Here is a 26,982-nt window from a genome sequence, read left to right as displayed (position 1 = left end):
GGAAATACACGGGGTGGCGTTTGTGCATGACGGCCCTCGGACCGTGTACGGTCCCGCTCGTCATCCCAGCCAATCGTCCTTAGGGCGGGCGGCTGGGTGTCGATTGAGTAACAGACCTTGATGTGAGGCAAAATCTCCGCCTCAGGTCGGGCACAAGTCCGGCCTCTCGTGCGTTACGTGCGCTGAGACACCGCTAACACCCAGAGGGGGAGAGCGAACAATGGCAACGGACTACGACACCCCGCGCAAGACCGACGATGACGTCGACAACGACAGCATCGAAGAGCTGAAGGCCCGGCGCAACGAGAAGTCGACCTCGTCCGCGGACATGGACGAATTCGACTCTGTCGAGAGCATGGAGCTTCCCGGTGCGGACCTCTCCAATGAGGAGCTGGCCGTCCGGGTCCTGCCCAAGCAGGCCGATGAGTTCACCTGCATGAGCTGCTTCCTGGTGCACCACCGCAGCCAGCTGGCACGTGAGAAGAACGGCCAGCCGATCTGTCGCGACTGCGACTGATAGGCGTCGGTCGTGGCTGGCTCCACACCCTTCCGGAAGCGCCGCTTCCGGAAATCTGGTGATCCGGCGGAGACGCAGGTGGCACCCATGGATCCGGAAACGGCTCCTGGGGCTTCCGGCGGCTCCGCCAGTGCGGCGATCGCCGTGCCGTGCGACACCGCCCCGGCGGTGCCGTCGCAAACCGATCCCGACGAGGGGTCCAGGCACGGCTCCGGGGCTCGTCGGACGCAAGCCGTCCAGGCCGTCAAGAAGGGCGTGCGCAAGGGCGGCGAGAGCGTCAGGGACGCCACCCAGTACGTCACCGACAGGATCATCGAGAACGCCCCGCGCGTTCCGGTTCGGGACCTCGCGGCGCTGCGCGCGCAGTTCCCGGGCCTCGGCCCCGAGCAGCTCGCCGAAAAGTTGGTGTCCGGCGCCTGCGCCGCCACCTCGACCGTCGGTGCGGGAATCGGCGCCGCGGCCATGCTGCCCGTGCCGCCCGCGATGCCTGCGGAACTGGCGGCCGAGATCACCGCGGTCGCAGCCATCGAGCTCAAGCTCATCGCCGAACTCCACGAGGTCTACGGCCGGCGACCGCACGGCGGCCTCACGGAGCGCAGCCTCGCCTACCTGACCGCCTGGACGGAGGAGCGCGGGGTCGACCTGACCAAGCCGACCACGCTGAACGCGGCGCTCGGCGGGCAGATGAAGCGCGAACTGCGCCAGCAGATCATGAAGCGGATGTTCCGCAGCCTGCCGAACCTCATGCCGTTCATGGTGGGCGCCGCCGTCGGCGCGGTCATGAACCGCCGGGACACCCGCAAACTCGCCGAGAAGGTCCGTGGTGACCTGCGGCGGCGGGCCGTGGACTGGGAGACCCTCAGCTCCCTGCCGCCCCTGGAACGGCCCGTACAACCCCTTCCCGAGGCCACCAGGATCGCGCTGGAGGCCGCGGATCCCTCCGCGCACGGCTGAGGTCCTCCGCCGGGGCGGTCCGCCCCGGCCGGGCCACCGGTCCCACGGGCCGGTCAGGCCGCCTGGGTACGGGCGGCGAGCAGGGCCGCCACCAGGGCCTGCGGCTCACGGGTGGAGACGTACACGTACGGGGTCGGGTCGGTCGGGTCGGTGACCTCGATGCGGACCGCGGTCGGCACGTAGCTGCGCATCAGCATGAAGGCGCGGGTGTCCGCCTTGTACGTGCGCCAGGCGCGCGACTCCTCGGCGTCCAGGATCTCGGGCTCGCCCAGGGCCGTCACCGGGATCCGCGCGTCGCCGGCCGCCAGCGCACCGCCCACCACGCGCACGCGCGCCGAGCCGTACGAGCTCACCACCAGCCCGGCCAGCGCGGTGCCCCCGACCAGACCGGCCAGCAGCGGCATCGTGCCCAGCGGCAGCAGCATCAGTGCGCACGCGAGGCCGAGCAGTACGGCGATGCCCCACCAGGAACGGGGGGCGGTCAGACGTTCGTCGTGGTGCGCGGTGGAGAGCTGCATGTGGTCAAGCCTGCCACGAGGCGACCGGTGGGTAGCCGCGCGGGTAAGGTCTGCGGCTGTGAGTGGACGAAACACAGCGCTGACGCCCCCGGCCGACGCCGCCGCGCCGGTCAGGCACCCCGACGCGCCCGCGCCCGGCGACCTCCTCGGTGCGCACTACGAGCACTGTTTCGGCTGCGGCGAGGGCCAACCCCACGGACTCCACCTGGAGGCCCGTGCGGGCGAGGGCGTGCGCGTCACCGCCGAGTTCACCGTCAAGCCCGCGCACCAGGGCGCACCCGGTCTCGCCCACGGCGGGGTGCTCGCCACCGCGCTCGACGAGACGCTGGGTTCCCTGAACTGGCTGCTGCGCGTCATCGCGGTGACGGGGCGGCTGGAGACCGACTTCGTGCGGCCCGTGCCGGTGGACACCGTGCTGTACCTGGAGGCCGAGGTCACCGCCGTCGCCGGACGGAAGATCTACTGCACGGCCGTGGGTCGGATAGGCGGACCGCAGGGCCCGGTCGCCGTTCGTGCCGACGCCCTCTTCATCGAGGTGAAGGTCGACCACTTCATCGACAACGGACGGCCCGAGGAGATCCAGGCGGCGATGGCCGACCCGGACCAGGTCAGGCGCGCACGCGCCTTTGAGGTGAACCCCTGATGTCCCAGAGCAACCACGATTCCCACCGGCCGGTCGACGTACTGATCCGTCGCGTCGACCCGGAGGTGCCGATTCCGGCATACGGGCACCCCGGCGACGCCGGCTGCGACCTCGTCACCACCGAAGCCGCCGAGCTGGAGCCCGGCGAGCGCGCCGTACTGCCCACCGGTGTCTCGATCGCCCTGCCCGACGGGTACGCGGCGTTCGTGCACCCGCGGTCGGGCCTGGCCGCACGCTGCGGGCTCGCGCTCGTGAATGCCCCGGGGACGGTGGATGCCGGGTACCGTGGGGAGATCAAGGTGATCGTGGTCAATCTCGACCCTCGCGAGAGCGTCCGGTTCGAGCGTTTCGACCGCATCGCCCAGCTGGTTGTCCAGCGGGTCGAGAAGGTGCGCTTCCACGAGGTGGCGGAACTTCCCGGCTCGGCCCGGGCCGAGGGGGGCTTCGGCTCCACCGGCGGGCATGCGGCCGTGGCCGGATCCGGGGCTGGTCAGCAGGGTGGGAATGGCTACGCTTCGGTCGTAACCGACCGGGAAGGACAGTGACGTGTTCGGACGTCGCAAGAAGAACGACTCCGCCCATGACGGCGGCGCGGCCGAGCAGGTCGTAGACGGCGTCGCCGAGCAGGACGACGCGGGCGAGCAGGAGAGCGCTGCCCCCCGCCGGGTGAACCTGCCGCCGGCCCCGCGGCCCGACGGCCCCTGGGACGTCTCCGAGGTGCTCGGGAACCCGGCCGACGGTCGGGTCGACCTGGGCGGCATCCTCGTACCCGGCGTCGAGGGCATGGAGCTGCGCGTCGAGGTCGCCGGTGACGCGATCGTGGCCGCGACCGTGGTGCTGGGCGACAGCGCCGTGCAGCTGCAGGCCTTCGCCGCGCCCAAGAAGGAGGGCATCTGGGGCGAGGTCCGCGAGGAGATCGCCGCGGGCATCACCCAGCAGGGCGGCATCATCGACGAGGCCCAGGGCTCGCTGGGCTGGGAACTGCGCGCCCAGGTGCCCGTACCGCTCCCGGACGGGCAGACCGGCGCCCAGCTGGTCCGCTTCGTCGGCGTCGACGGCCCGCGCTGGTTCCTGCGCGGCGTCATCTCCGGCCAGGGCGCGGTGCGCCCCGAGTCGGCGGGCGTGCTGGAGCAGATCTTCCGGGACACCGTCGTCGTCCGCGGTGACGGCCCGATGGCCCCGCGCGACCCGATCGTCCTGAAGCTGCCGAACGACGCCCAGATGGTGCCGGACGGCGTGCAGACGGACGACCAGGAAGGCTCCCGCTTCGGCGGCGGCATGGGGCAGCTCGAACGCGGCCCGGAGATCACCGAGGTCCGCTGACCTCGGACGACCTCGGACGGCCCCCGCGCACAGGGGGGCTCGTCATGCATTTCGGCCGGTGGGCCCCACTCCTTCGGGTTGGGGCCCACCGGCTTGTCCGCGCGGCCTCGGGGGCGTCTGCACCCCGCGTCAGGGATCCGTCAGGGATCGGCGCCGGGGTGCGGATCGGTGCGTGCGCGGTGTGGACGTCCCGGAGAATGGGGCGCATGGGACGCGGCAAGCTCAGGATCTACCTCGGCGCGGCACCCGGTGTGGGCAAGACCTACGCGATGCTCTCCGAGGGCCATCGCCGGGTGGAGCGAGGCGCGGACTGCGTCGTCGGCTTCGTCGAGCACCACGGCCGGCCGCGGACCGAAGTCATGCTCCACGGCCTCGAACAGGTCGAGCGCAAGCCCCTGGACTACCGGGGCGCCGCCTTCACCGAGATGGACGTGGACGCGATCCTCGCCCGCAGGCCCGCCATAGCGCTGGTGGACGAGCTCGCGCACACCAACGTGCCCGGCTCGCGCAACGCCAAGCGCTGGCAGGACGTGGAAGAGCTGCTGCGGGCCGGCATCGACGTCGTGTCCACCGTGAACATCCAGCACCTGGAGTCGCTCGGGGACGTGGTCGAGTCGATCACCGGGGTGCGGCAGCGGGAGACCGTGCCGGACGAGGTGGTCCGCCGGGCCGACCAGGTCGAGCTGGTCGACATGTCCCCGCAGGCACTGCGCCGGCGGATGGCCCACGGCAACATATACAGGCCCGAGAAGGTCGACGCGGCCCTGTCGAACTACTTCCGGCCCGGCAACCTCACCGCACTGCGCGAACTGGCGCTGCTGTGGGTGGCCGACCGGGCGGACGAGTACCTCCAGCAGTACCGGGGCGAGCACGACATCCGCTCGACCTGGCAGGCGCGGGAGCGGATCGTCGTCGGGCTCACCGGCGGGCCGGAGGGGCGCACGCTCATCCGGCGCGCTTCGCGGATGGCCGCCAAGGGCTCGGGCAGCGAGATCCTGGCCGTCTACATCGCCCGCAGCGACGGGTTGACCGCCGCCTCGCCGAAGGAGCTCGCGGTCCAGCGGACCCTGGTCGAAGACCTGGGCGGAACGTTTCACCATGTGATCGGCGACAACGTCCCCGACGCCCTGCTCGCCTTCGCGCGCGGGGTCAACGCCACCCAGATCGTGCTCGGCTCCAGCCGCCGCCGCTCGTGGCAGTACGTCTTCGGCCCCGGAGTCGGCGCGAGCGTCGCCCGCGACTCCGGGCCCGACCTCGACGTGCACATCGTCACGCACGAGCACGTCGCCAAGGGGCGCGGCCTGCCCGTGGTCCCCTCGGCGGCCCGGCTCGGGCGGCCCCGGATCATCGCCGGCTGGGTGGTGGGGACGGTCCTGCCCGTACTGCTGTGCCTGCTGCTCACGCACGTCGACGCGGATCTCGGCCTCGCCAACGACATGCTGCTCTTCCTGGCGCTGACGGTGGCGGCCGCGCTGCTCGGCGGGCTCTGGCCGGCCCTGACCTCCGCCGCCCTCGGCTCGCTGCTGCTGAACTACTTCTTCGCACCGCCCCTGCACCGCTTCACGGTCTCCGACCCCAAGAACATCGTCGCCATCGCCGTCTTCTTCGGGGTCGCCGTCTCGGTGGCCTCGGTCGTGGACCTGGCCGCCCGCCGCACCCACCAGGCGGCCCGGTTGCGCGCCGAGTCCGAGATCCTCTCCTTCCTCGCCGGCAGCGTGCTGCGAGGCGAGACCACCCTGGATGCGCTGCTGGAGCGGGTGCGCGAGACCTTCGCCATGGAGTCCGTGGCCCTGCTGGAACGGACGAGCGACGTGGAGCCCTGGAAATCGGCCGGCAGCGTCGGCCCCGACCCCGTCGCCCGGCCCGAGGACGCCGACGTGGACATGCCCATCGGTGACCACATGGCACTGGCCCTGTCCGGCCGGGTGCTGCCCGCCGACGACCGTCGGGTGCTCGGCGCCTTCGCGGCGCAGGCGGCCGTGGTCCTGGACCGCCAGCGGCTGGTGGGCGAGGCCGAGGAGGCCCGCCGGATGGCCGAGGGCAATCGGATCCGCACCGCGCTGCTGGCCGCCGTCAGCCATGACCTCCGTACGCCGCTGGCCTCCATCAAGGCCTCCGTGAGCTCCCTGCGCTCCGCCGACGTGGAGTGGAGCGAGGAGGACCGGGCCGAGCTCCTCGAAGGCATCGAGGACGGCGCCGACCGCCTCGACCACCTGGTCGGCAACCTGCTCGACATGTCCCGGCTGCAGACCGGCACCGTCACCCCGCTGATCCGCGAGATCGACCTCGACGAGGTGGTCCCGATGGCGCTGGGCGGCGTACCGGAGGACAGCGTGCTGCTGGACGTGCCCGAGGCGCTGCCGATGGTGGCGGTGGACCCGGGGCTGCTGGAGCGGACCGTGGCCAACGTCGTGGAGAACGCCGTCAAGTACAGCCCGGCGGGGGAGCCCGTCCTGGTGGCGGCCAGCTGCCTGGGCGACCGGGTCGAGGTCCGCGTCGTCGACCGCGGTCGGGGTGTGCCCGACGAGGCCAAGGACCGGATCTTCGCCCCCTTCCAGCGGTACGGGGACGCCCCGCGCGGGGCCGGCGTGGGCCTCGGGCTCGCCGTCGCCCGCGGGTTCGCCGAGGCCATGGACGGGACCCTGACGGCCGAGGACACCCCCGGGGGCGGGCTGACCATGGTGCTCACATTGCGCGCGGTTGGCGGCGGCGGGACGCCGGAGCGTGCCACGGTGGGTGCGGGCCCCGCCGATGCCGATGCCGAGGCGGGCGCGGGCGCGACGGCGGAACCGAAGGAACCGAAGGAACCGGCGGAACCGGCGGAATCGGCGGAACCGACCGAACCGATCGAACTTGATCACGACCGTGATCCGATGACGCGACAGAAGGCAGGACCTCAATGACACGGGTGCTCGTGGTGGAAGACGAGCCGCAGATCGTCCGAGCGCTTGTGATCAACCTGAAGGCGCGCAGATACGAGGTCGACGCCGCGGCCGACGGTGCGAGCGCACTGGAGCTCGCGGCCGCCCGCCACCCCGACGTGGTCGTGCTCGACCTCGGACTGCCCGACATGGACGGGGTCGAGGTGATCAAGGGCCTGCGCGGCTGGACCCGGGTACCGATCCTGGTCCTCTCCGCCCGGCACAGCTCCGACGAGAAGGTCGAGGCCCTCGACGCGGGCGCCGACGACTACGTCACCAAGCCCTTCGGCATGGACGAGCTGCTGGCACGGCTGCGCGCCGCCGTCCGCCGGGCCGAGCCGGCCGCGGGCTCCGGCGAGGACGAGGTGATCGTGGAGACGGACGGCTTCACGGTGGACCTGGCCGCCAAGAAGGCCGTGCGCGAGGGCCGCGACGTACGGCTGACGCCCACCGAATGGCACCTGCTGGAGGTCCTGGTCCGCAACGGCGGCAAGCTGGTCAGCCAGAAGCAGTTGCTCCAGGAGGTCTGGGGCCCCTCGTACGGCACCGAGACGAACTACCTGCGGGTCTACATGGCCCAACTGCGGCGCAAACTGGAGGCGGACCCCTCGCATCCGCGGCACTTCATCACCGAGCCGGGCATGGGCTACCGCTTCGAGCGGTAGTGGGCGCGCCGGTACGCTTCCTGTATGAGTGCTGAACCGCGTCCCGAGAAGTCCGCGAAGCCGGCCAGGCCTGCGGGCAGGTTCCGCCGGATGATTGAGCGGCTGTCCACCTCCCAGGAGGAGCTGCATTCGGCGGAGCTGCAGGAGGACGCAGAAGCCGCGGGGTGCACGCGGATCTGCGACTGCCACGACCGTCAGATAGTCAAGGTGACCGGAACCCTGCGTACCGTCACCCTGCGGCCGCGTGCGGGCGTTCCCGCCCTGGAGGCCGAGCTCTTCGACGGCTCGGCCGCGCTGGACGTGGTCTGGCTCGGGCGTCGCTCGATCGTGGGAATCGAGCCCGGCAGACGCATGATCGCCTCAGGGCGCATCTCCATGACCCACGGCCGTCGGGTGCTCTTCAACCCGAAGTACGAACTCCGCCCGCTCGGACAGGAGCACTGACCGGTGACGTCACTCGACAAACCGACCACCCCGGATTCGACCGGGCCGCGCCATGCCGCCACGCCTTCCGCCGACCAGAAGGCCGTGACCCAGGCGGCGCTCTTCGATGCCTTCGGCGGTATCCGGGGCACCGTGGAGACGATGCTGCCCGGGCTGCTCTTCGTCATGATCTACACGATCAACAAGGACGTGAAGTGGTCGGCCATCGCGGCCGGCGCGGTCGCGGTCCTGCTGGTGATCGTGCGGTTGCTGCGCAGGGACACGGTCAAGCACGCCTTCAGCGGGGTCTTCGGCGTGGGTGTGGGCGTGGCCTTCGCCCTGTTCACGGGCGACCCGAAGGGCTTCTACCTGCCGGGCATGATCTACGGCGTCGGCCTCGGCGCGGCCTTCACGATCTCGGCGCTGATCGGCTTCCCGCTGCTCGGCGTGATCCTCGGCCCGGTGTTCAAGGAGAACCTCTCCTGGCGCACGCGCAACCCCGGGCGCAAGAAGGCGTACGTCAAGGCCAGCCTGGCCTGGGGCCTGATCTTCCTCGCCAAGTACGCGATCCTCTTCCCGCTGTACTGGTGGGGTGACGCGACGCAGCTGGGCTGGGTGCTGATCGCGCTGAAGCTCCCGCCGATGGTGCTCGCCGTGTACTTCACCTGGGTCTTCCTGGTGAAGGCGCCGCCGCCGATCGACGTGATCGCGGAATGGGAGGCCAAGGAGGCGGCGGAGGCCGCCGCCAAGGGGCCGAAGGCCTGACGGCCCGTAGTCGACGAAGGGGCGGGACCGGCCCGGGAGGCCGGTCCCGCCCCTTCGTGCTGCCGTGCTGCCGTGCTCCGCGTGCAGGCGTCAGCGCACCTGCGGGGCGCAGGGGCGAGCCCGGACTCCCGCCCGCCCACGACGGCACGGCTGCCCGGCCCCTGATCCCGTGGCCTCGGTCCTACGGGCACCGGGATGGGCCCGCAGGACCGACGGCCCGGGCTGCTGCGGGGTCCGGCGATCCCGGCGGCCGGGGCGCATCCGAGGGTGCCGGGATCGCGGCAGGGCCGACGGCCCGCGGATGCGCTGTGGGTCGGGTGCGCCCCGGGCCGCGGACGGCCGCAGGAGCGCCGCACGACCGCCCGCCTGGCGGGGGCGGCCCCTGGTGCGGGTCGGCAGCAGGCCGAGGCCCAGTGGCCGGGGGCTGGAGGCGGGCTGCCTCCGGCCGCCCGGGCCGGGACCGCCGCGGGAGCGGGGGTCTGCGGTCGCAGCGCCGAGGCTGCGCGGGCGACCCCGGGCCCCGGGCCCCGGGCCCCGTAGACCGAGGGGCCGTCCGGCCGAGGCGCAGTCCGTCCACGTGCCGGCCCCGGCAGGCAGCCGGGAAGCCCGAAGGGGGCGCGCCCGGCCGGGCGCGCCCCCTTCGTCGTCCGAGCGTGCCCGCAGGGCTAGCGGCGGGCCTGGAGGAGGTCCTCCAGCTGTTCCTCGCGGGCCTGGGCGGCCACGAAGAGCAGTTCGTCGCCCGGCTCCAGGGTCTCCTCCCCGTGCGGGGTGAGGACCCGGTTGCCCCGGATGATCGTGACCAGCGAGGTGTCTTCGGGCCAGGTGATGTCGCCGATCTGGGTGCCCGCGACCGAGGAGTCGGCCGGCAGGGTCAGCTCGACGAGGTTGGCGTCTCCGTGGCTGAAGCGCAGCAGCCGGACCAGGTCGCCGACGCTCACGGCCTCCTCGACCAGGGCCGACATCAGGCGCGGCGTGGAGACGGCGACGTCGACGCCCCAGGACTCGTTGAAGAGCCACTCGTTCTTCGGGTTGTTGACGCGGGCCACCACGCGCGGGACCCCGTACTCGGTCTTGGCGAGCAGCGAGACGACGAGGTTGACCTTGTCGTCACCGGTGGCCGCGATGACCACGTTGCAGCGCTGCAGCGCCGCCTCGTCCAGCGAGGTGATCTCGCAGGCGTCGGCCAGCAGCCACTCGGCCTGCGGTACCCGCTCGACCGAGATGGCGGTCGGGGCCTTGTCGACCAGGAGCACCTCGTGGCCGTTCTCCAGCAGTTCGCCCGCGATGGATCGGCCCACCGCGCCCGCACCGGCGATCGCGACCCTCATGCGTGTGCCTCCTCAGGCCCCTCGGCGAACGCCGCCTCGACCTTGTCGATCTCGTCCGTGCGCATCATCACGTGGACGAGGTCGCCCTCCTGCAGGACCGTCGCCGACGTGGGCAGCATCGCTTCGCCCAGGCGGGTGAGGAACGCCACGCGGACGCCGGTCTCGTCCTGGAGCTTGCTGACCTTGTGGCCGATCCAGGCGGCGGAGGTGTGCACCTCGGCGAGCTGCACCCCGCCGCTCGGGTCGCGCCACAACGGCTCGGCGCCCGAGGGCAGCAGCCGGCGCAGCATCTGGTCGGCGGTCCACCGCACGGTGGCGACGGTGGGGATGCCGAGGCGCTGGTAGACCTCGGCGCGCTTGGGGTCGTAGATGCGGGCGGCGACGTTCTCGACGCCGAACATCTCCCGGGCCACGCGGGCAGCGATGATGTTGGAATTGTCACCACTGCTGACGGCGGCGAAGGCGCCCGCGTCCTCGATTCCCGCCTCCCGCAGGGTGTCCTGGTCGAAGCCGACCCCGGTGACGCGGCGGCCGCCGAATCCGGCGCCGAGCCGGCGGAATGCGGTGGGGTCCTGGTCGACGACGGCGACCGTATGCCCCTGCTGTTCCAGGGTTTGCGCGAGGGCGGAGCCCACCCTTCCGCAACCCATGATGACGATGTGCACGGCCGTCCTTCCGGCTGTCAGCGACTCGCTGGTTCCCAGCCTCATTGCATGCTCTGGTTTAACAGGGTCTCAGACCATGGCCCAAGCTACACACGGGCGGTCACCGATGGGGTCTCTTGCGTCGCAGTCGTGCTGCGGGTGGGGAGGAATTGCGGCGGGATTGCGGTATGAGGGGGTGGGGGGTTCGTCAGTCTGATTTCGAACGCTTACGATCCTCTGCGTGTCCAAACTGACCGACGTGCCCAAACGGATCCTGATCGGCCGGGCGCTACGCAGCGACCGCCTCGGAGAAACACTCCTTCCCAAGCGGATCGCCCTTCCCGTCTTCGCCTCCGACCCGCTGTCCTCCGTGGCATATGCCCCCGGCGAGGTCCTGCTGGTCCTGTCGATCGCGGGCGTGTCGGCGTACCAGTACAGCCCCTGGATCGCGCTCGCGGTCGTCGTGCTGATGTTCACGGTCGTGGCCTCCTACCGCCAGAACGTCCACGCGTACCCGAGCGGTGGCGGCGACTACGAGGTCGCCAACACGAACCTCGGACCCCGGGCCGGCCTCACCGTGGCGAGCGCCCTGCTCGTCGATTACGTCCTGACCGTCGCCGTGTCGATCTCCTCCGGGGTCGAGAATCTCGGCTCCGCGGTGGATTTCGTGATCGAGCACAAGGTGCTCTCGGCGATGGTCATGATCCTTCTCCTCACACTGATGAACCTGCGCGGTGTGAAGGAATCCGGGAAGCTCTTCGCGATCCCGACCTACGTCTTCGTCGCCGCCGTATTCGTCATGATCGGCTGGGGCGCTTGGAAGGGCTTCGTCCTCGACGACACCATGACCGCCCCCACCGCGAATCTCGAGATCAAGCCCGAGCAGCAGGGCCTGGCCGGCTTCGCGATGGTGTTCCTGCTGCTGAGGGCCTTCTCGTCCGGCTGTGCCGCCCTGACCGGCGTCGAAGCCATCAGTAACGGCGTCCCCGCCTTCCGCAAGCCCAAGAGCAAGAACGCGGCCAGCACCCTCGCCCTCATGGGCGCCCTGGCCGTCACCATGTTCTGCGGGATCATCGGCCTGGCCATGGCCACCGACGTGCGGATGGCGGAGAACCCCGCGACCGACCTGCTCGACAACGGCGTCCCCGTGGGCCCCGACTACGTCCAGCACCCGGTCATCTCCCAGGTCGCCGAGGCCGTCTTCGGCAACGGCAGCTTCCTGTTCATCCTGCTGGCCGCGGCCACCGCGCTGGTGCTGTTCCTGGCCGCCAACACCGCGTACAACGGCTTCCCGCTGCTCGGCTCGATCCTCGCCCAGGACCGCTACCTGCCGCGCCAGCTGCACACCCGCGGCGACCGGCTCGCCTTCTCCAACGGCATCGTGCTCCTCGCGGGCGCGGCCATGCTGCTCGTGTGGATCTACGACGCCGACTCGACCAAGCTGATCCAGCTCTACATCGTGGGCGTGTTCGTCTCCTTCACCCTCAGCCAGATCGGCATGGTCAGGCACTGGAACCGGCACCTGAAGACGGAGCACGACGCCGCCGCCCGCCGCCGGATGCACCGCAGCCGGGCCATCAACACCTTCGGCGCCTTCTTCACCGGCATGGTGCTGGCCGTCGTCCTCGCCACCAAGTTCACCCACGGCGCCTGGGTGGCCCTGCTCGGCATGGTGATCTTCTACGGCACCATGACCGCGATCCGTAAGCACTACGACCGCGTCTCCGCGGAGATCGCTGCCGCCGAAGGCCCCAGCGAGGACAGCGTCCGGCCCTCCCGGGTCCACTCGATCGTCCTGGTCTCCAAGGTCCACAAGCCCACGCTGCGCGCCCTGGCGTTCGCCAAGCTGACCCGCTCGGACACCCTGGAAGCGCTCAGCATCAGCGTCGATCCGGCCGAGACCAAGGCCCTGCGCGAGGAATGGGACCGGCGCGGGATCAACGTCCCGCTCAAGATCCTCGACTCGCCGTACCGGGAGATCACCCGCCCGGTGGTCGAGTACGTCAAGGGCCTGCGCAGCGAGAACCCGCGCGACGCGGTCAGCGTCTACATCCCCGAGTACGTCGTCGGCCGCTGGTACGAACACCTGCTGCACAACCAGAGCGCGCTGCGCCTCAAGGGCCGACTGCTCTTCACCCCCGGTGTGATGGTCACCTCGGTGCCCTACCAGCTGGAGTCCTCGGAGCTCGCCAAGCGGCGGGCGAAGAAGCGCCAGGACTGGAACGCCCCGGGTGCGGTGCGCCGCGGCCCGGTGGACAGCCCCGTCAGGCCCTCGCCGCCGAAGGAGCCCTCCTCCAAGGGCTAGGCAGGTTGGTGAACGGCCGGACGAGATCCACGTAAACTGGTGGGTCGGTCGTCCGGCCGTTTTCCTTTTCAGTTTTCTTTGGAGTCTCCCCACCATGACGAGCGCCGAGCAGAACGAGAAGCAGTCACTGGTCGGGGAGGAGTACGAGGTCGAGGTCGGTCCCGTCGCGCACGGGGGCCACTGCATCGCCCGCACCGCCGACGGCCGGGTCCTGTTCGTCCGCCACACCCTCCCGGGGGAGAAGGTGATCGCCAAGGTCACCGAGGGCGACGTGGACTCCCGCTACCTGCGCGCCGACGCGATCACCGTGCTCGACGCCTCCAAGGACCGCGTGGCGGCCCCCTGCCCGTACGCCGGTCCCGGCAAGTGCGGCGGCTGCGACTGGCAGCACGCCAAGCCCGGCGCCCAGCGCCGGCTCAAGGGCGAGGTCGTCGCCGAGCAGCTGAAGCGGCTCGCGGGGCTCACCCCGGAGGAAGCCGGCTGGGACGGCACCGTGATGCCGGCCGAGGGCGACAAGCTGCCGGCGGGCCAGGTCCCGCAGTGGCGCACCCGCGTGCAGTTCGCCATCGACGAGGACGGCAACGCGGGCCTGCGCAAGCACCGCTCGCACGACATCGAACTGATCGACCACTGCATGATCGCGGCGCCCGGCGTCAGCGAACTGGGCATCGAGAAGCAGGAGTGGCCGCAGATGGCCACGGTCGAGGCGATCGCGGCGACCGGCTCCCAGGACCGCCAGGTCGTCCTGACCCCCCGCCCCGGCGGCCGCCTCCCCCTCGTGGAGCTGGACAAGCCGGTCTCCGTCCTGCGCGTGGAGGAGAAGGACGGCGGGGTCCACCGCGTCCACGGCCGCCCCTTCGTCCGGGAGCGCGCGGACGGCCGTACGTACCGCGTGGGCATGGGCGGCTTCTGGCAGGTCCACCCGCAGGCCGCGGACACCCTGATCAAGGCCGTCATGCAGGGCCTGATGCCGCGCAAGGGCGAGATGGCCCTCGACCTCTACTGCGGCGTCGGCATCTTCGCGGGAGCCCTCGCGGAACGGCTCGGCGAGACCGGTGCCGTGCTCGGCATCGAGTCGACGAAGCGCGCGGTGGAGGACGCCCGCCACAACCTGGCGGACTTCCCGCGGGTCCGCATCGAGCAGGGCAAGGTCGAGCAGATCCTCCCGAAGACCGGGATCACGGAATGCGACCTGGTCGTCCTGGACCCCCCGCGCGCGGGCGCGGGCAAGCAGACGGTCCGCCACATCACGGGCCTCTCGGCGCGCCGCATCGCCTACGTGGCCTGCGACCCGGCGGCCCTGGCCCGCGACCTGGGCTACTTCAAGGAAGCCGGCTACCGCGTCCGCACCCTCCGCGTCTTCGACCTCTTCCCGATGACGCACCACGTGGAGTGCGTGGCGATCCTGGAGCCGGTCACCAAGGGCGCCTGACCTGTAGTTTCTCGGTCTCGGTAGTTCACCCAACCTGTTTTCGGACCGATACCAGGTGGAAGCAGGCGGCCGCAGCCATGGCCGCCTGACCTGCGGTTTTGGGTGACGGCGGTGGAGGCTCGGCGGTACTGTCGTCGGATCGGTCAGTATCTTGACGCTCGAATGACGCCCGGTCGGCGGAGTGCCTGATGGGCTGTCAATGAGGAATGGCGGTACCAGGCGCTGCCCAGCCTCCCTCCACGCTCAAACTGGAGGGAGGCTTGTCGTCGAGCAGGGTGGACGATTCCAGGCCTGCGACGGCAGGGAACACCAAGACGCGCAGGGCCCTGCCGTGGAGAGTGCACGGCTTACGTCCGGTCGGCAAACCTCCAATGACCTCGTTCAGGACGGGTCCCGCGCCTCCCAGCGGTCCCGGAACCACGCCAGGGCCTCGAAGAGGCGCTCGCGGTTGGCGTCCTTCTCCAGCAGGGAGAGCCGGATGTTCGGACGCAGGTCCAGCCTGCCCTCCGGGATGTCGACGCCCTCCATTTCGTTGAGACGCCGGAGCAGTTCGGAGCGCAGCGCGCGATCGGTGAACGGCTCCCGGCCGGCCAGATGCTGGAACACGACCTCCGCCGTGCCGCCGCGCCCGCTGCCCGGGTAGAGGGTGAGCGGCCAGATGCCGCGGCCCGGACTGCCCGCGTCGCCGAGCATCAGGAAGGCACTGGTGGTGACGCGCCCTGAGCCGTGCCCGATCCAGCCGCCGAGCTCCTCCCAGTGGGCGAAGACGTCACGTACCGCTTCAACTGTTTCGGGGGAGTCGTCGACGTTCAACTGATGGAAGAAACGCTCGGCGCGCGTCTGCTCGCCCGGGCCCCCCGTATCGGCGCGCTCCGTGGTCTCCGCACCGTCTACGTCGTCACCGGTACCCCCAAGCAGTAGGGCGAGGTCGTCAGCCGTGAGGCGCTGAGCGGGGTCAGCTGCTCCGCTCCCCGTGAAGTGGATGCCGTCGGCGGTCAGTCGGGAACGGACGTTTCCTCCCGCTTCCTCGGGCGCCCACCGGAAGCCGTCGGCCACTTTCCCGTCGGCCGTCAAGACCCGGTACGCGTTTACGACACCCGCAGTGTCCGCCAAGTGGTTGCCGACGGCCTGGGCGCCGGAGCCGATGAAGGCTGCGAGATCGCCGTAGGAGGTCCACGTCCCGTGGGGGAGCGCCGCCAGTACCTGGTGGGCCAGCTGCCAGTCCCGGCTGCGCTCGGCCCTACCCACCCCACGAAGGGGAGCCGGCCACAGACCGATCGCGCGGGCGGCTAGCTCGTCGGCGCGAGCCAGAATCTCCTTCGCCCCCCAACTCTCGGTGGCCGCGATACGGCGGTTCATCTCCAAGTGGCTGCCGTGGAGGAGATCCTGCTTGCGCTCGAACGGATGGTTCGAAAGCTCTGAGTTGACCGCGGTGAGCGTCAGATTCCCGAGGGTGTGCTGCAGCCGGGCGTGCAGCTCCTCCGCGCTCTCCCCGTCCGCCACGTCTTCGCCCAGCATCTGCAGCCATTCGTCGCCAGGGGACTGCGGCATGACGTGCTCGATGGTGAGCTGCGCGGCCGCGAAGTCCACCGGTTCCGGATGCTCGTGGCTCTCTTCCAGGCGCTGCAGTACCGACTTGCGCTGGTGCCAGCGCCCGAACTGGTAGAACGGGGCGGTCCGGACCTTCTCGCGCAGTTCGTCGTCGTCGGGCCAGAACCGGTTTTCGGAGGAGAGGAGTTGGCGCAGGCCGTCGGCCACAGGGAGATCGCGGGGAAGCTGTCCGGGCAATGCCTGGAAGATCCTGTTGAGGTTGTTCGTCGGCACCCGGCAGATCATCCGGCGGACGAGGAAGCTCTCGATGTACGACAAGGATCGGGCCGTTTCGGCGGAGTCCAGATCCCCGCGCTCGCGGCGGTCGAGCAGCAGCATCAGTGCCGGATACGTGACCTGGGACTGCCACTCGTTCAGGCGGTGCAGGTGGGCTCGGACCAGCTGGTCCGGTTCCTCCTCGGGGTGGATCAGCCGCCGGAAGAGAGAACTGAGCCGGTGCAGCTCCCGGATGTACGCCTCGATGGCTTCCTCGCCCGTCTCCCGTCGCTCGAAGCGCTGCTGCTGGGCCGTGTAGAGGTCTTGGCGGCGGACCCGGTCGTCCCCGTCGAGTACGAGTTGCAGCCACATGAGCTGTTCGAGCTCGTCGTTGCTCAGGCTCGCCTGCATCGGCAGCCAGCGGGTCTCGTAGACGTGCTCCCCTCGGGTGGGCAGCCGCATGAACAGGTAGTTGCGCAGCAAGTCCGCCTGGCTGAGCTTGAGACCGGTGTTGTTGAGCGACTCGAAGATGCGGTGCACATTGTCGCCGCGTTCAGCGGTTACCGCGACGAGGGTGAGGCGTGACGTGATGGCCTGCTCTATGCGGAACACGTCCTGGGATGCCGCCGGATCGCCGACGGCCACGAGCTTGCGGCGGAAGAACTGGTAGGCGTTGGCCACGCTGCCTCCGACGGTCGTTGCCGCCTCGTGGCCACGGATGTGTGAGGCGAACTGGGACCGGTCGGCCTGGGTCGGCAGCAGACGAAAGTGGTCGTCGCCGCTTTTGCGCTTGTTGATGAGGTATTCCTCGTCAATGCGCTCCGCCTCGTCGGGCTGGGACCCGGCGACGTGATCACGGATCGCTGCCAGGGCGAGGGAGAGTGTCGTGAGTCGCTGCTGACCGTCGACAACGAGCCAGCGGGGGAAAGTCGCCTCGTTCTGCGGGGACGGTGCAAGCACGACGGAACCGAGGAAGTGGGTGCTCGCCGGCTCCCCGGATTCGATCAGTTCGGCCTGCTCCAGAATGTCGCTCCACAGCTGACCCAGCTGCTTCTCCGTCCAGGAATACGTCCGCTGGTACAGGGGCACCTGGAACTGCTGGGCCCTTCCCTGCACAAGATCGGCGAACAGGGTCTCCTTCGCCTGCATTACTCCCCCTTTGTGGCGATTCGGTTGGTTCTGGTGCTCACGAACGTGAACGGACCAGCTGCCTGGTGAGCTGTTAAGCGGCTGCCGAGCCGGACGGTGGGCCGTCGCCTGCCAGCAGCTCGGCTGCCCTCCCGGCCTGGCGGTCCGCGTCCTCGGGCAGGAAGCGGCTGGCTTTGCCGTTCCACGTCACGACCAGTTCGTCGCGAGCCCGGGTGGCGGCCACGAACAAAAGCGAGCGGGCCCGCTGCTGCTCTTGGCGGTACCGGGCCGGATTGGCCAGACGGAACGCCTCGATGCGTTGATGCGGTACAAGGCCTTCACTGACACCGGCCAGGAATACGCGCTGGAACTCCAGGCCTTTGAACCGGTGCATGGTGCCGATCCGCACCGTGTCGGTGTCACGCGGGCCGTCCCGGCCGATCTCGGCGGCCGGAATGAAGAACGGCGCGGAGGCCAGGGTGTAGGCGAGCTGGGTCACGGCTGCCTTGTCGGGGACGCTGACGGCCATGGCTGCGTAGGGAGTGCCGTAGCGGTCGTGTCGCTCCTTGAGCAGGGTGGAGACCGCCCGCATCTCCGTCTGCCAGTCCGGTGCGCGCCAGTACTGCGGAGCGAGCCCGGTGAGTACGGAGCGATACCCGTCCAGCGTGTCGGCCCCGTCGTCGAGGTCGTCGAACGCCTCTCCGTGCACCAGGCCGTGTGCGCTGCCGAGGATCTCCCGCGTGGTGCGGTAGTTGAGCGTCAGTCGCCTCGATGCCCGGCCCGGGGTGCTGATGCCGAACCTGCCCAGCACCACTTGGTGCGAGTAGATGCGCTGGTGTGCGTCACCCACCAGGAAGATGTCGTTCGGTCCCGGTGCCACCATCGCGCGCAGCATGCGCCAGTGCGATGCGGACAGGTCCTGCGCCTCGTCCACGATGACGTGCTGGTAGCGGGGCTTCAGCCACATGCCGCTGCCCGCCTCGCGGTGGATGAGGTCGAGGCCGCCGTGTTCCGCCTTGTAACGGGCCTGCTCCGCAGACTTGGCCATGCGGCGCTCCTCGATCCGGGCCGCTTCGTCCGCGATGAGCGCGTACGTGGTCCGGCGCGGCGGCTGAGCCAGATGCGCCCGATACATTTCGACCAGCTGCCACACCTGCCGGCGCTCTTCACGCTGCAGCTTGCCCCGGCCCTTGCGTTCGGCTCGGAAGTACAGCCGGTCGTTTCCGCAGCCCTGGGCGAGGATGACGTGCTTGAATTCCGAGTCCAGGAACTCCGCGTCGTAGTCGAAGACTCCGGCCTCCGTGCACACGGTGTGCCAGAGGTTCAAGGCCTCCTCGTCGCCCAGCGGAGTACCGAGGACGGCAGTGGGCTGCTGCTCGACCACTTCGCGAGCCAGCTGGTCAACGGACTTGATGTCGACCCGGCTCAACAGCTCGTCACCGCCGAGGCGGTGGAGCCGGTCCTTCAGATCGGAGGCGAGGTTGGTGTTGTACGTCGTCAGAAGCACCGGGCGGGTCCTTCCCGGCGGCAGCTGCGCGACGAGGTGCCGGACCCGGTGCAGTGCGACGACGGTCTTGCCCGTGCCGGGGCCTCCCGTGACCTTGGCGGACCCCTTGAAGGAAGCCGTGGCCAGCCGCTGCTGTTCGGGGTGGAGGAACAGCCGCCAGGCGTCGAAAGTGTCGCCGAGAGCATCGAGGACCGCCGCGTCCTCCGTGCTGACCTGGGATACCGGCCGGCGCGCGGCCCTGGCCCAGTCGTGCGGATCGACGGCTTCCTCGGCCTGCCACTTGCTGGTGATGTGTTCGCGGACCGCGTCCGGCTCCATGCCGTCGTGCAGAGCCAGCAACACGTCGCGGGTGAGCCCGGGAAGGTTGTGGGACAGCAGCGCTTCCAGCTGTCGGCCGTCCGTGACCCGACGCAGCGTGGGGAGGAGGGAGGCGATGACTCCCAGGCCGACGAGTTCGGAGTCCGGGTAGCGGGCGAAGAGCGGGACGGACAGGGACCGTGGTGAGGGAACGGACCCGTCGGCGCCGTCGGCAGATGCGGCCGGGGCCTCCTCGTGCCCGCCGGCGTCAGGTTCCGGCCGTACCGGCAGTGCGACGACGTTGGCGCTGACCTCGCTCTGGTCGACGAGCTCGACACCGCCCGAGACGGCGTTGATCTCCACGGTCAGTCGGGCCAGCTCGTCCCGGGCGGTCGCCCCGACGCGGACGGCGAGCAGGTTGAAGCGGTTTTCCTCCGTCTCCAGGAACAGGCCCATCCGGCTGCCGTCGAGCGTGGCGAGGTACAGCCGCCCGTTCGCCCCCGCCTCGCGCAGCGGAACGAGGCGCAGGGCGCGGTTGGAGCGGTCCGCCCGCAGCCTGCGGACGAAGTCGCCCACCGCGTTCTTCGTTGCCGGATCCAGGCGCCGGATGTCCTCGTTCGCCTGCGGCGCGACGGCGACCTGAGTCCTGACCGCACTGCTCATGTCCACTCCCTCCCTCTCCGACCAGGCCCGTTCTGCTAGCGCAGCAGGCCGGCCAGCCCTTCCTCGTCCCAGCCGTCGGGTGCCCGGACCTCCCACCCTGCTGCCGCGCACTCGGCCATGTACGCCGCGTCGTCCGCGTCTTCGCCCAGGACGATGGCGATCCGCCGGTCGGGCCAGGCGAGTTCGAGCGGTCGGGAGATTCCGTCGGCATCCCAGCCAGCCTCGGCCGGTCGTACGTCGCCGCGCGCCGCGAGTGCCTGGGCCAGTGCGTCGATCGCCGGGTCACCCATGTACGACAGCTCGCGCAGAACGAGCTCCCAGGCAGCCCTCTCGACCGCAGTTGGAGTTGCGGCTGCATTGGGGGGTGCTGCGGCGGCCGACGACGGCACTGCGACCGGCTCGGCGGCCAGTCCGGCCTCCTCCTGTCCCGGTCCCGCTGTCAGCAGCCCGCTACCGGGCAACTCCTCGCGGAGCGCGGTCAGGAGTCCGTCGGCACGGACGGCTGTCGTAGCGAGCAAGCCGGCATCGAACGAGTCCAGTCCGCTGCGGGCGAGCTGGAGTCCGTCGGCTCGGCCCGTACCGGTCGGGTCCAGGAATTGGAGTACGTTTCCCCAGCTCAGCCAGGCTTTCCAGCGCCGCCGGTGTGCCGCGCCGTCACCACGTACGGCCTCGTCGCGATCATCGAGCACTGCCAGGGCACTCAGCCCCGCAGGCTGCACCCGAGCATCGCCTATCAGTACGAAGGGCAGGCCCGAGGAGTCCCGCACGGGGTAGAGCCGCAGCCCCGTACCGCCGACGCCAGGTGTGGCCTCGTCACGCAGCACCGACTCGATCCAGGGCACGGCGGACTTGGGGTCGGCGTCGACGACGTCCTCTCGCTGGGCCAGTTTCATCAGGCCACCCACGACGAGGCGGGCCATAGCGCGCCACCGGCCGAGGTCCGGATCGGCGAGGAAGCCGAGCAGTGACGGGATGGCGCCGGTGTAGAGCCGGTCGATCTCGCCTGGATTCCGGGTCTTCTTCTCCCAGGCAGCCCTAGCCTTACCGCCGGGGGTGGTCTCGCCCTGAACCGGGTACGGCGGCCAGGCCGCCTGCGCCGAGGTACCGGCCAGAGCGGGCAGCAGCGCCTTTACGCCGCCGTCGTCCTCGGCCGGGCCCCGCCCGGCCTGCGTCCGCAGTTCCTTCTCCCAGGCGATCACGTCGTCCCAAGTGATCTGCCAGACCAGGGTGCCGTCGGCGCGGAGACGGGCGCGTTTGGACGCGTCCCCGGCGATGCGGTTGGTGGCTGCCGAGGCGTGCCAGCGATATCCGTCCAGGTAGATCGCGACGGGCATGGGCGGAGCGCCGTCGCTCGTCGTCTCACCTGCCACCGGGCGCAACAGCAGGTCGGGCACGGTGCCGTGGGCGTACAGCGGCTTCTGGGCCACCGACTCCCAGCGGATCGGCGAGCCGTCCCGCCGCCGCAGGGTGAACTGCTTGCCGTGTCGTCCAGTCGGTGTCTCCTCGTGGTCGACATCGGCCTGGTGGGCGGGGTCGGCGAGCCAACGGTCCAGGCAGTCGATGAAGCGCCGCTCCAGATCGCTCTGTGCCTGCTCGGCGAAGCGGAGCCGGTCTTCTTCCTCGGCTGCTTCCCTCCCCGCCTGATCCTTGCGTACAGGGTGCACCGCCCAGCGGCTGCGGCCGTCCTCGCCCAGCATGTCGTCGAGCATCCACAGGGCCTCTTGCCGGTCCAGGAGCGGGTACTCCCGCTCCGGGGCGTAGCCGAGGAGGCACAGGTGGCAGGCGCGCCGCCGCCCGTCCCTGCAGGGGCAGTCCCGCAGATACGCCTGGGCTGCCGCCAGGACGGCCCGGAACTCCTCGCCCTCGCCCTCGACGAGCCGCTGGAGGTATCCCGTACCGCCCGGCAGGGAGTCGTACAGCACCAGGTAGTTCCGGGTCAGGCCGCTCTCCCGGTCCGGCTCCGTGCTCGGAGTGGAACGGATGTGCGCCGGATCGCCGCCGTAGCGCAGGGCCAGGCCCAGGTGCAGAGCGGCGGAGAACGAGGCCAGCCGCTCCGGCACGTGGAGGGTCGCCGCTTGCAGCAGGATGCGCAGCGCCTCCGTCTTGTGCTCGGTGGCGGTGATCACCCGCCGGTCATCGGCGTGCACGGGCCGGTCCCGGCGCCGGGTGGGGCACCAGGGCCGGTGGTGCGCCAGCTCCGGGCGCCCGGCCAGCGACTCGCTCAGCTCTTCCTGTACGGGGGCGTGCCCCGGCTCGCGGTCGGAGGCGCCTCCGCACAGCGGGCAGACCACGAACGGGGTGACGCTGACCTCGGCTCCGGCGAAGTTCGTGTCGGGGCGCCGGGTGAGCTTGGCGGGACCCAGGTTGAACCGCCGGATCACGGCTTCACGCACGTGATCGACACCGAAGGTCGTCCCCGCGTGCCGCCAGCTCTCCTTGATCGCGGCGGGATCGATGTCCACGGCCGTGGCCGTCGAGTAGTACCGCTGGTTGCGCGAGTCGTGGTCGTCGATGATCCGGGCGTCATCCCGCTTGTCGCGCGAGGTGACCTTGCGGGGCACGATGACGTGGTGCAGGGCTGTCCGTCCGCCGATGCCGGGGCCGGCACAGCGCGGGCAGGGTGCGGTATCCGTCTCCGCGTTCTTTGTGCGGACGTATCCGCACTCCTGGCAGACCCGCCATGCGACCACAGCCGATCGGGGGTCCTCCTCCCCTTCCTTCGGGCGAGGCCCCAGGTCGAAGCCGTCGATCTTGTGGCGGTAGCCGCGCACGTAGTACGAGTTGCCGGGCGCCAGCTCGGTGAGCGCCGACTCCGACGGCCGGTCATACACCCGGTTCTCGGTGCGCCACTGCGACTTGGGTGCTTCGCCGGATACGTTCGCCCGGCTCCGGCGCGGGGGCTCCTTGCGGGTGAGGGCGGCCTCCAGTCGCACCCCGTCCTCCACCAGGCTGTAGTTCGGCAGCAAGCCCCGCTCCACAAGGAAGGCCTGCGCTCCGGCCTGGGCGAACTCCTGCACCCGCTTGCCGACAGCAGCGGCCTCGCGGGCGAGGTTGCGCTTCTCCCTCGCCTCGTCCTCGACGTTCTCGTGCAGCGCCTCCGCCGCCTCGTTGATCATGGCGCGGCGGTCCACCAGCTCGGCCCGCTCCGACTCCCAGGAGTCCTCGGCTTCCTGTAGGGCCTTGGCCAGACCTCCGTCCGCATAACGCCGTAGGGCCTTGCGGGCATCGCGCGAGACGCCCGAGTCCGGCACTCCCGCGATCTCGGGGAACAGGTCGAGGAACTCACCCACGAGATCCATGCGGCCCGTCACGGCCTGCTCGAACCGCCGCAGCCAGCCGACCCGGCCGAACAGCGCCGTCACCCGGTCGGGCAGAGGCTGTACGCCCTCCAGCCGGCCGCGCGCGGCCAGGTCGAGCAGATGCGCCGTGTACTGGCGGCGCAGCAGCTCACCCGCCGACAGGAAGCATCCGGGAGGCAGGATGCGGCCCGCGATCAGCTGCCGCGGTTCGGACAGGTGGTAGAGGGCGCGCGGGCTGGTGTCGGCGAGCGAGACCATGAGGGCGTTGCCCGTTGACCGGCCGGCGCGGCCCACCCGCTGTACGTAACCGGCGGTGCTCGGAGGCAGCGAGGCCAGGATCACCGCCTCCAACTGCCCGATGTCGATGCCAAGTTCCAGAGTGGGCGTGCAGGAGAGCACGTTCGGGTCGGTGTGCCGGACACCCTGCCGGAACCCCTTCTCGACCTCTTCGCGCTCCTTGCGGCTCAGCACACCCGTGTGCTCGGCGGCGACCACGCTGTACGGGCCGGCCTCGCGGTACAGCCGGCGGTAGTAGTCCCACCGGTAGTCCCGCGCAGCTCGCCCCGCGGCCTGCGCCGAGGGTACGGCGAGCTCGCCCGCGCAGCCCTTGAGCGGACACGGCAGCCCCTGCCACACCCCGACCCGCTCCGGCGGAACGGTCTGCGTCCAGCCGCACTCCGGGCAGGCGAGGGCCGCGTGCGCGGTCTGCTCGTCGCTGAGCGGCCGCACCCGGATGTGGCCGGGGGTGAGCCCGTACACGCCGTGGCCCTTGTTGTTGCCGCCGGCCTTGTTCTCGCCGGTACGCCGGTACGCGAGCGCCCCGATCTCGCGGTCCGCCAGTCGCGGCAGCAGCTCGGCCAGGTACCCCGCCGCCAGCGCGCGGTCCATGCCCAGACAGCGCTCGGCGAAGTCGGTGTACCAGCTCTCCTTGGTGTCGACCCGCTCGAAGTCGGTACGGCCCGAACGCGCTCCGGAGAGCACGAACGCGGGAGCGTCCGAGTTCCGGCCGAAGGCCTGCATGCCCTCGGGGCGCCCGGTCCAGATCGTGTAGCGGCTGCGCCCCTCGCCCTCGATGAACCCGTTCAGCCAGGCGTGCTGAACGCCGCCGCTCACGCGCAGGTGTTCCAGCAGGCCGCGTACGAACCCCTCGAAGCGGCGCAGCCGTTCGGGCCCGGAGGCCGGGAGAGCCGGCTTCGGGGCCGGTGCGAGTTCGTCCTCGTCGCCGTCCACCGCCGGGAGTTCGTCCTGTGGGTCCACGGGCAGCTGCCGCCGCAGGTGCTCCTCGTACAGTCCTTCGGCCGTCCTCGCCGCTCGTTCCGGATCCGGGAGGTATACCTCCGCGGCCACCGTACGCGTGAGCTCCAGGGTGCGCCCCTGCCGGGAGTTCAGCCCGAACTCCAGCAGGGTGTTGAAGGCCAGACGCTCGCCGACCAGGTCCCAAGTGCCCTTGGGTAGGCGCTTTTTGCCGGCCAGTAGCCGCTTCACCCGGTCCACGTCGTGCAGATCCGGCGGCACGACGGAGGCCAGGAGCTTCTCCTTGTCGACGGAGGCCCGGCGCACCAGAGCCGCGATCAGCTCATTGAGCGGTACGCCGTCCTTGTCGAAGCCGGGAACCTCCGCGGAGCGCTCCGCCAACTGCTCGTGCACGAGCGCGCGCAACGAGAACTTCCATGCCCGGCTCGCCACGAAGCCCGCCCGGTGCGCGGCGTCCTGCACCGAGTCGTTGAAGATCAGGGTCTTGCGCCGGTCACTGCCCTCGTCGTCCTTCTTCGGCAGCTCGCCACCGGTGAACAGCTGGGTGACCGCCACGGAGGCGAGGGGGGCCACACCGGCACCAAGGAAGCGGATGCCCTGGGCCTGGCCACAGGCGGGGCACCGGTCCTGCTTCGCGTAGTCGTCCTGGTCGGCGTTGTCGAACCAGGCCTTGACGAAGACCCCGTTCTCCGGGGCCTCGGCGATCTGCCCGTCGGCGAGGAATACCTCGTCCGGGTCGACGCGCCGCAGCGTCTCGCCGTTGTCCTCCAGCACCAGCACAGTGGCCTCGTGGGTTGCCGAGCGGCGCCCGCGCCGCAGGCTGCGTGCCAGGGCCCGCCGGGCCTGCTCGGCTGCCTCGGCCTGCGTGGCGGTGATCAGCGCACGCACCCGCGCCTTGCCGGCGCCGCCGCCCGCACTGAGCCGGTAGATGTCGTCGGGGGCCGTCACGAGGGAGGACGGGTTGCGTTCGGGGCATACGGCGGACCAGCCGGAGCGCCCGCAGTGCCGGCAGTACGTAGACGGCAGCCGCCCGGAGCGTGCTGCCTTCCGGCGCCGCTCCTCCTGGGCGGCCGACGCCACCGCGGTGGCTGCGGCCTGGTCGGCGTCCGACCAGGAGAACACCGGCGTCGGCGAGACGAACCGCAGCACGCGAGACAGGGACCGCACCCACAGGTGCGTCTCGATCAACAGGAGCGGCCGGTCCTGGCCCGCGGGTGCATCAGGAGCACGGGCCACCGAGATCAGGGCGATGAACCGGGCCAGTGCCTCGGCGGCGGTCTTCGGGTCCTGGGCCGCCGCGACGCACCACGCGGAGGTGGCCGGGAAGGAGCCCAGCACCTCCTCGGCGGTCAGCGGCTGGTCCACGTCGGCGCCCAGCAGCTGGTGCGTGAGGGGGTGCGCGAGCAGCCGCCGTCCGAGCTCGCGGGGGTCGGAGGTGTCGCAGCCGAGAACGGCGCGTGCGATGTCGTCCAGGCCGTGGTCGGCGGGGGCAGGCTCGGGGAGAGCCGCGAGTTCGGCGGGGGAGGGGAGCGGCAGGGTCAGATCAACGGGGGCGAGGAAGGAGTTCAGGTCGCGCCGGTCCTCCCCGATGACGGAGTCGTCGGGGAAGCGCGTACCGAACACCTGCGAGGCCACGTCCAGCATGGCGCGCGGTCCGGAGCCTCCTTGTACCTGCTTGTCGGCTGCTACGGGTGCCTCGCCGAGGGTCGCGGAGGTCGCGACGGGGCAGATCGAGCCGAGCGGGCGCCCGTTCTCGGAGGCTCCGACCACCTTGCCGAGACGGCGCAGCAGCATGGCGACATCCGTGCCCTGGGCGCCGTCGTAGGTGTGGAACTCGTCGATCACGATGTACGCGAGGTCCGCGTCGGCCCACAAGGGGGCGTCCTGCTGCCGCTGGAGGAGGAGGTCCAGCATCTTGTAGTTGGTGATCAGGATGTCCGGCGGATTGCGCCGTATCTCGGCTCGCTCGACCATGACCCGCCCGTACGGCGAGCCGTTCGCGGTGGAGCTGGCCTCACCGATGTAGAGGCCGGCGGTGACGTCGGCCAGCCGCTCGTCCTCCAGGAGCTTGCCGAGCCGATCGGCCTGGTCCCCCGCGAGGGCGTTCATCGGATAGAGGAGGACGGCCTTGATGCCGGGCTTGCCGGCGGCCTTGGCGCGACGGCAGTGGTCGACGACGGGGACGAGGAAGGACTCCGTCTTGCCGGATCCGGTACCGGTGGTGACCAGCGTCGGCTGCGGGACGTGCCCGCCCTTGGTGGTCAGGCGCGCGAAAGCCTCAGCCTGGTGCGCGTACGGCCAGAAATCGTCCTTGTACCAGTCGAGGTGCTGCTCCCAGCCGGGCTCCGCGGCCCGGAAGGGCCGCCGGATCCGGAGGTAGGGGCCGCGGAAGAGCCCGTCGGCGGGGTCGGTGAGGAAGTCGGTGAGTGCCCGCTGGGTGGCGGGTTCGGCCAGCGCGAAGGTGGTGGTCAAATACTCGACCGTGGTCTCGCGCAGTGCCTGCGCGGCGAGTGTGGGTCTCATGGCTCGCCGGCCCTCCCGTAGATCCTGCTCACGACTCGTGTCACTGATCGCGACGACGATCTCGACC

The 26,982-nt window shown here is 70.7% G+C and carries 17 protein-coding genes; 11 read left to right on the top strand and 6 right to left on the bottom strand.

Annotated elements, in window-relative coordinates; translation table 11 throughout:
• The first annotated feature begins 220 nt into the window (after positions 1-220).
• Positions 221-517, top strand: coding sequence for a DUF4193 domain-containing protein (locus tag OG386_RS13465; RefSeq protein WP_030008769.1), 297 nt, complete (start codon positions 221-223; stop codon positions 515-517).
• A 12-nt stretch (positions 518-529) separates the two neighbouring features.
• The gene (locus OG386_RS13460; protein WP_327382849.1) at positions 530-1,471 is read left to right on the top strand and encodes a hypothetical protein; all 942 of its coding nucleotides are present in this window, start codon (positions 530-532) and stop codon (positions 1,469-1,471) included.
• A gap of 53 nt (positions 1,472-1,524) precedes the next feature.
• Here OG386_RS13460 and OG386_RS13455 read toward each other — a convergent pair whose 3' ends face one another.
• A complete protein-coding gene (locus OG386_RS13455; protein WP_328788375.1) occupies positions 1,525-1,989 on the bottom strand; it encodes a DUF3093 domain-containing protein in 465 nt (154 codons plus the stop codon).
• A gap of 58 nt (positions 1,990-2,047) precedes the next feature.
• On the opposite strand from OG386_RS13455, the gene OG386_RS13450 reads away from it, so the two are divergent.
• The 7 genes from OG386_RS13450 (at position 2,048) to OG386_RS13420 (ending at position 8,729) form a co-directional block, all read left to right on the top strand.
• Positions 2,048-2,632 carry a PaaI family thioesterase gene (locus OG386_RS13450; protein WP_327382847.1) on the top strand — a complete coding sequence of 195 codons (585 nt, stop codon included), beginning with the start codon at positions 2,048-2,050 and terminating at the stop codon, positions 2,630-2,632.
• The gene (dut, locus tag OG386_RS13445) at positions 2,632-3,177 is read left to right on the top strand and encodes a dUTP diphosphatase (protein ID WP_030008773.1); all 546 of its coding nucleotides are present in this window, start codon (positions 2,632-2,634) and stop codon (positions 3,175-3,177) included. Before OG386_RS13450 ends, dut begins: the two co-directional genes overlap by 1 nt.
• Before the next feature lies 1 nt (position 3,178).
• Positions 3,179-3,955 (top strand): DUF3710 domain-containing protein, encoded by a 777-nt coding sequence (locus tag OG386_RS13440; protein WP_301365783.1) that lies wholly within the window; start codon positions 3,179-3,181, stop codon positions 3,953-3,955.
• Positions 3,956-4,161: 206 nt separating this feature from the next.
• Positions 4,162-6,858: a sensor histidine kinase KdpD gene (locus tag OG386_RS13435; RefSeq protein ID WP_328788374.1), complete on the top strand. Its 2,697-nt coding sequence runs from the start codon at positions 4,162-4,164 to the stop codon at positions 6,856-6,858.
• Positions 6,855-7,541, top strand: coding sequence for a response regulator (locus OG386_RS13430; RefSeq protein ID WP_327382845.1), 687 nt, complete (start codon positions 6,855-6,857; stop codon positions 7,539-7,541). Before OG386_RS13435 ends, OG386_RS13430 begins: the two co-directional genes overlap by 4 nt.
• A gap of 24 nt (positions 7,542-7,565) precedes the next feature.
• Positions 7,566-7,985 carry an OB-fold nucleic acid binding domain-containing protein gene (locus tag OG386_RS13425; RefSeq protein ID WP_094744607.1) on the top strand — a complete coding sequence of 140 codons (420 nt, stop codon included), beginning with the start codon at positions 7,566-7,568 and terminating at the stop codon, positions 7,983-7,985.
• A gap of 3 nt (positions 7,986-7,988) precedes the next feature.
• Positions 7,989-8,729, top strand: a complete 741-nt coding sequence (locus OG386_RS13420) for a DUF3159 domain-containing protein (RefSeq protein ID WP_328788373.1) — start codon at positions 7,989-7,991, stop codon at positions 8,727-8,729.
• A 665-nt stretch (positions 8,730-9,394) separates the two neighbouring features.
• Here OG386_RS13420 and OG386_RS13415 read toward each other — a convergent pair.
• Both OG386_RS13415 and OG386_RS13410 read right to left on the bottom strand, forming a co-directional pair.
• Positions 9,395-10,057: a potassium channel family protein gene (locus OG386_RS13415; protein ID WP_189739014.1), complete on the bottom strand. Its 663-nt coding sequence runs from the start codon at positions 10,055-10,057 to the stop codon at positions 9,395-9,397.
• Positions 10,054-10,722 carry a potassium channel family protein gene (locus OG386_RS13410; RefSeq protein WP_030016272.1) on the bottom strand — a complete coding sequence of 223 codons (669 nt, stop codon included), beginning with the start codon at positions 10,720-10,722 and terminating at the stop codon, positions 10,054-10,056. Before OG386_RS13410 ends, OG386_RS13415 begins: the two co-directional genes overlap by 4 nt.
• A gap of 220 nt (positions 10,723-10,942) precedes the next feature.
• On the opposite strand from OG386_RS13410, the gene OG386_RS13405 reads away from it, so the two are divergent.
• Both OG386_RS13405 and OG386_RS13400 read left to right on the top strand, forming a co-directional pair.
• A complete protein-coding gene (locus OG386_RS13405) occupies positions 10,943-13,006 on the top strand; it encodes an APC family permease (protein ID WP_328788371.1) in 2,064 nt (687 codons plus the stop codon).
• A 94-nt stretch (positions 13,007-13,100) separates the two neighbouring features.
• Entirely contained in the window at positions 13,101-14,438 is a 1,338-nt protein-coding gene (locus OG386_RS13400; RefSeq protein WP_328788370.1) for a class I SAM-dependent RNA methyltransferase, read from the top strand.
• A gap of 381 nt (positions 14,439-14,819) precedes the next feature.
• Here the strand turns inward: OG386_RS13400 and OG386_RS13395 are convergent, their stop codons facing one another.
• From OG386_RS13395 to OG386_RS13385, 3 genes are all read right to left on the bottom strand, one after another.
• Positions 14,820-17,393 (bottom strand): GmrSD restriction endonuclease domain-containing protein, encoded by a 2,574-nt coding sequence (locus OG386_RS13395; protein WP_328788369.1) that lies wholly within the window; start codon positions 17,391-17,393, stop codon positions 14,820-14,822.
• Positions 17,394-17,466: 73 nt separating this feature from the next.
• On the bottom strand, positions 17,467-19,839 hold the full coding sequence (locus tag OG386_RS13390; RefSeq protein ID WP_328788368.1) for a UvrD-helicase domain-containing protein: 2,373 nt from the start codon (positions 19,837-19,839) through the stop codon (positions 17,467-17,469).
• Positions 19,840-19,874: 35 nt separating this feature from the next.
• A complete protein-coding gene (locus OG386_RS13385; protein ID WP_328788367.1) occupies positions 19,875-26,915 on the bottom strand; it encodes a DEAD/DEAH box helicase in 7,041 nt (2,346 codons plus the stop codon).
• Between the last annotated feature and the right edge of the window lie 67 nt (positions 26,916-26,982).

The organism is Streptomyces sp. NBC_00273 (assembly GCF_036178145.1).
GTDB lineage: Bacteria > Actinomycetota > Actinomycetes > Streptomycetales > Streptomycetaceae > Streptomyces.
This window is presented reverse-complemented; position numbering and strand designations above follow the sequence as displayed.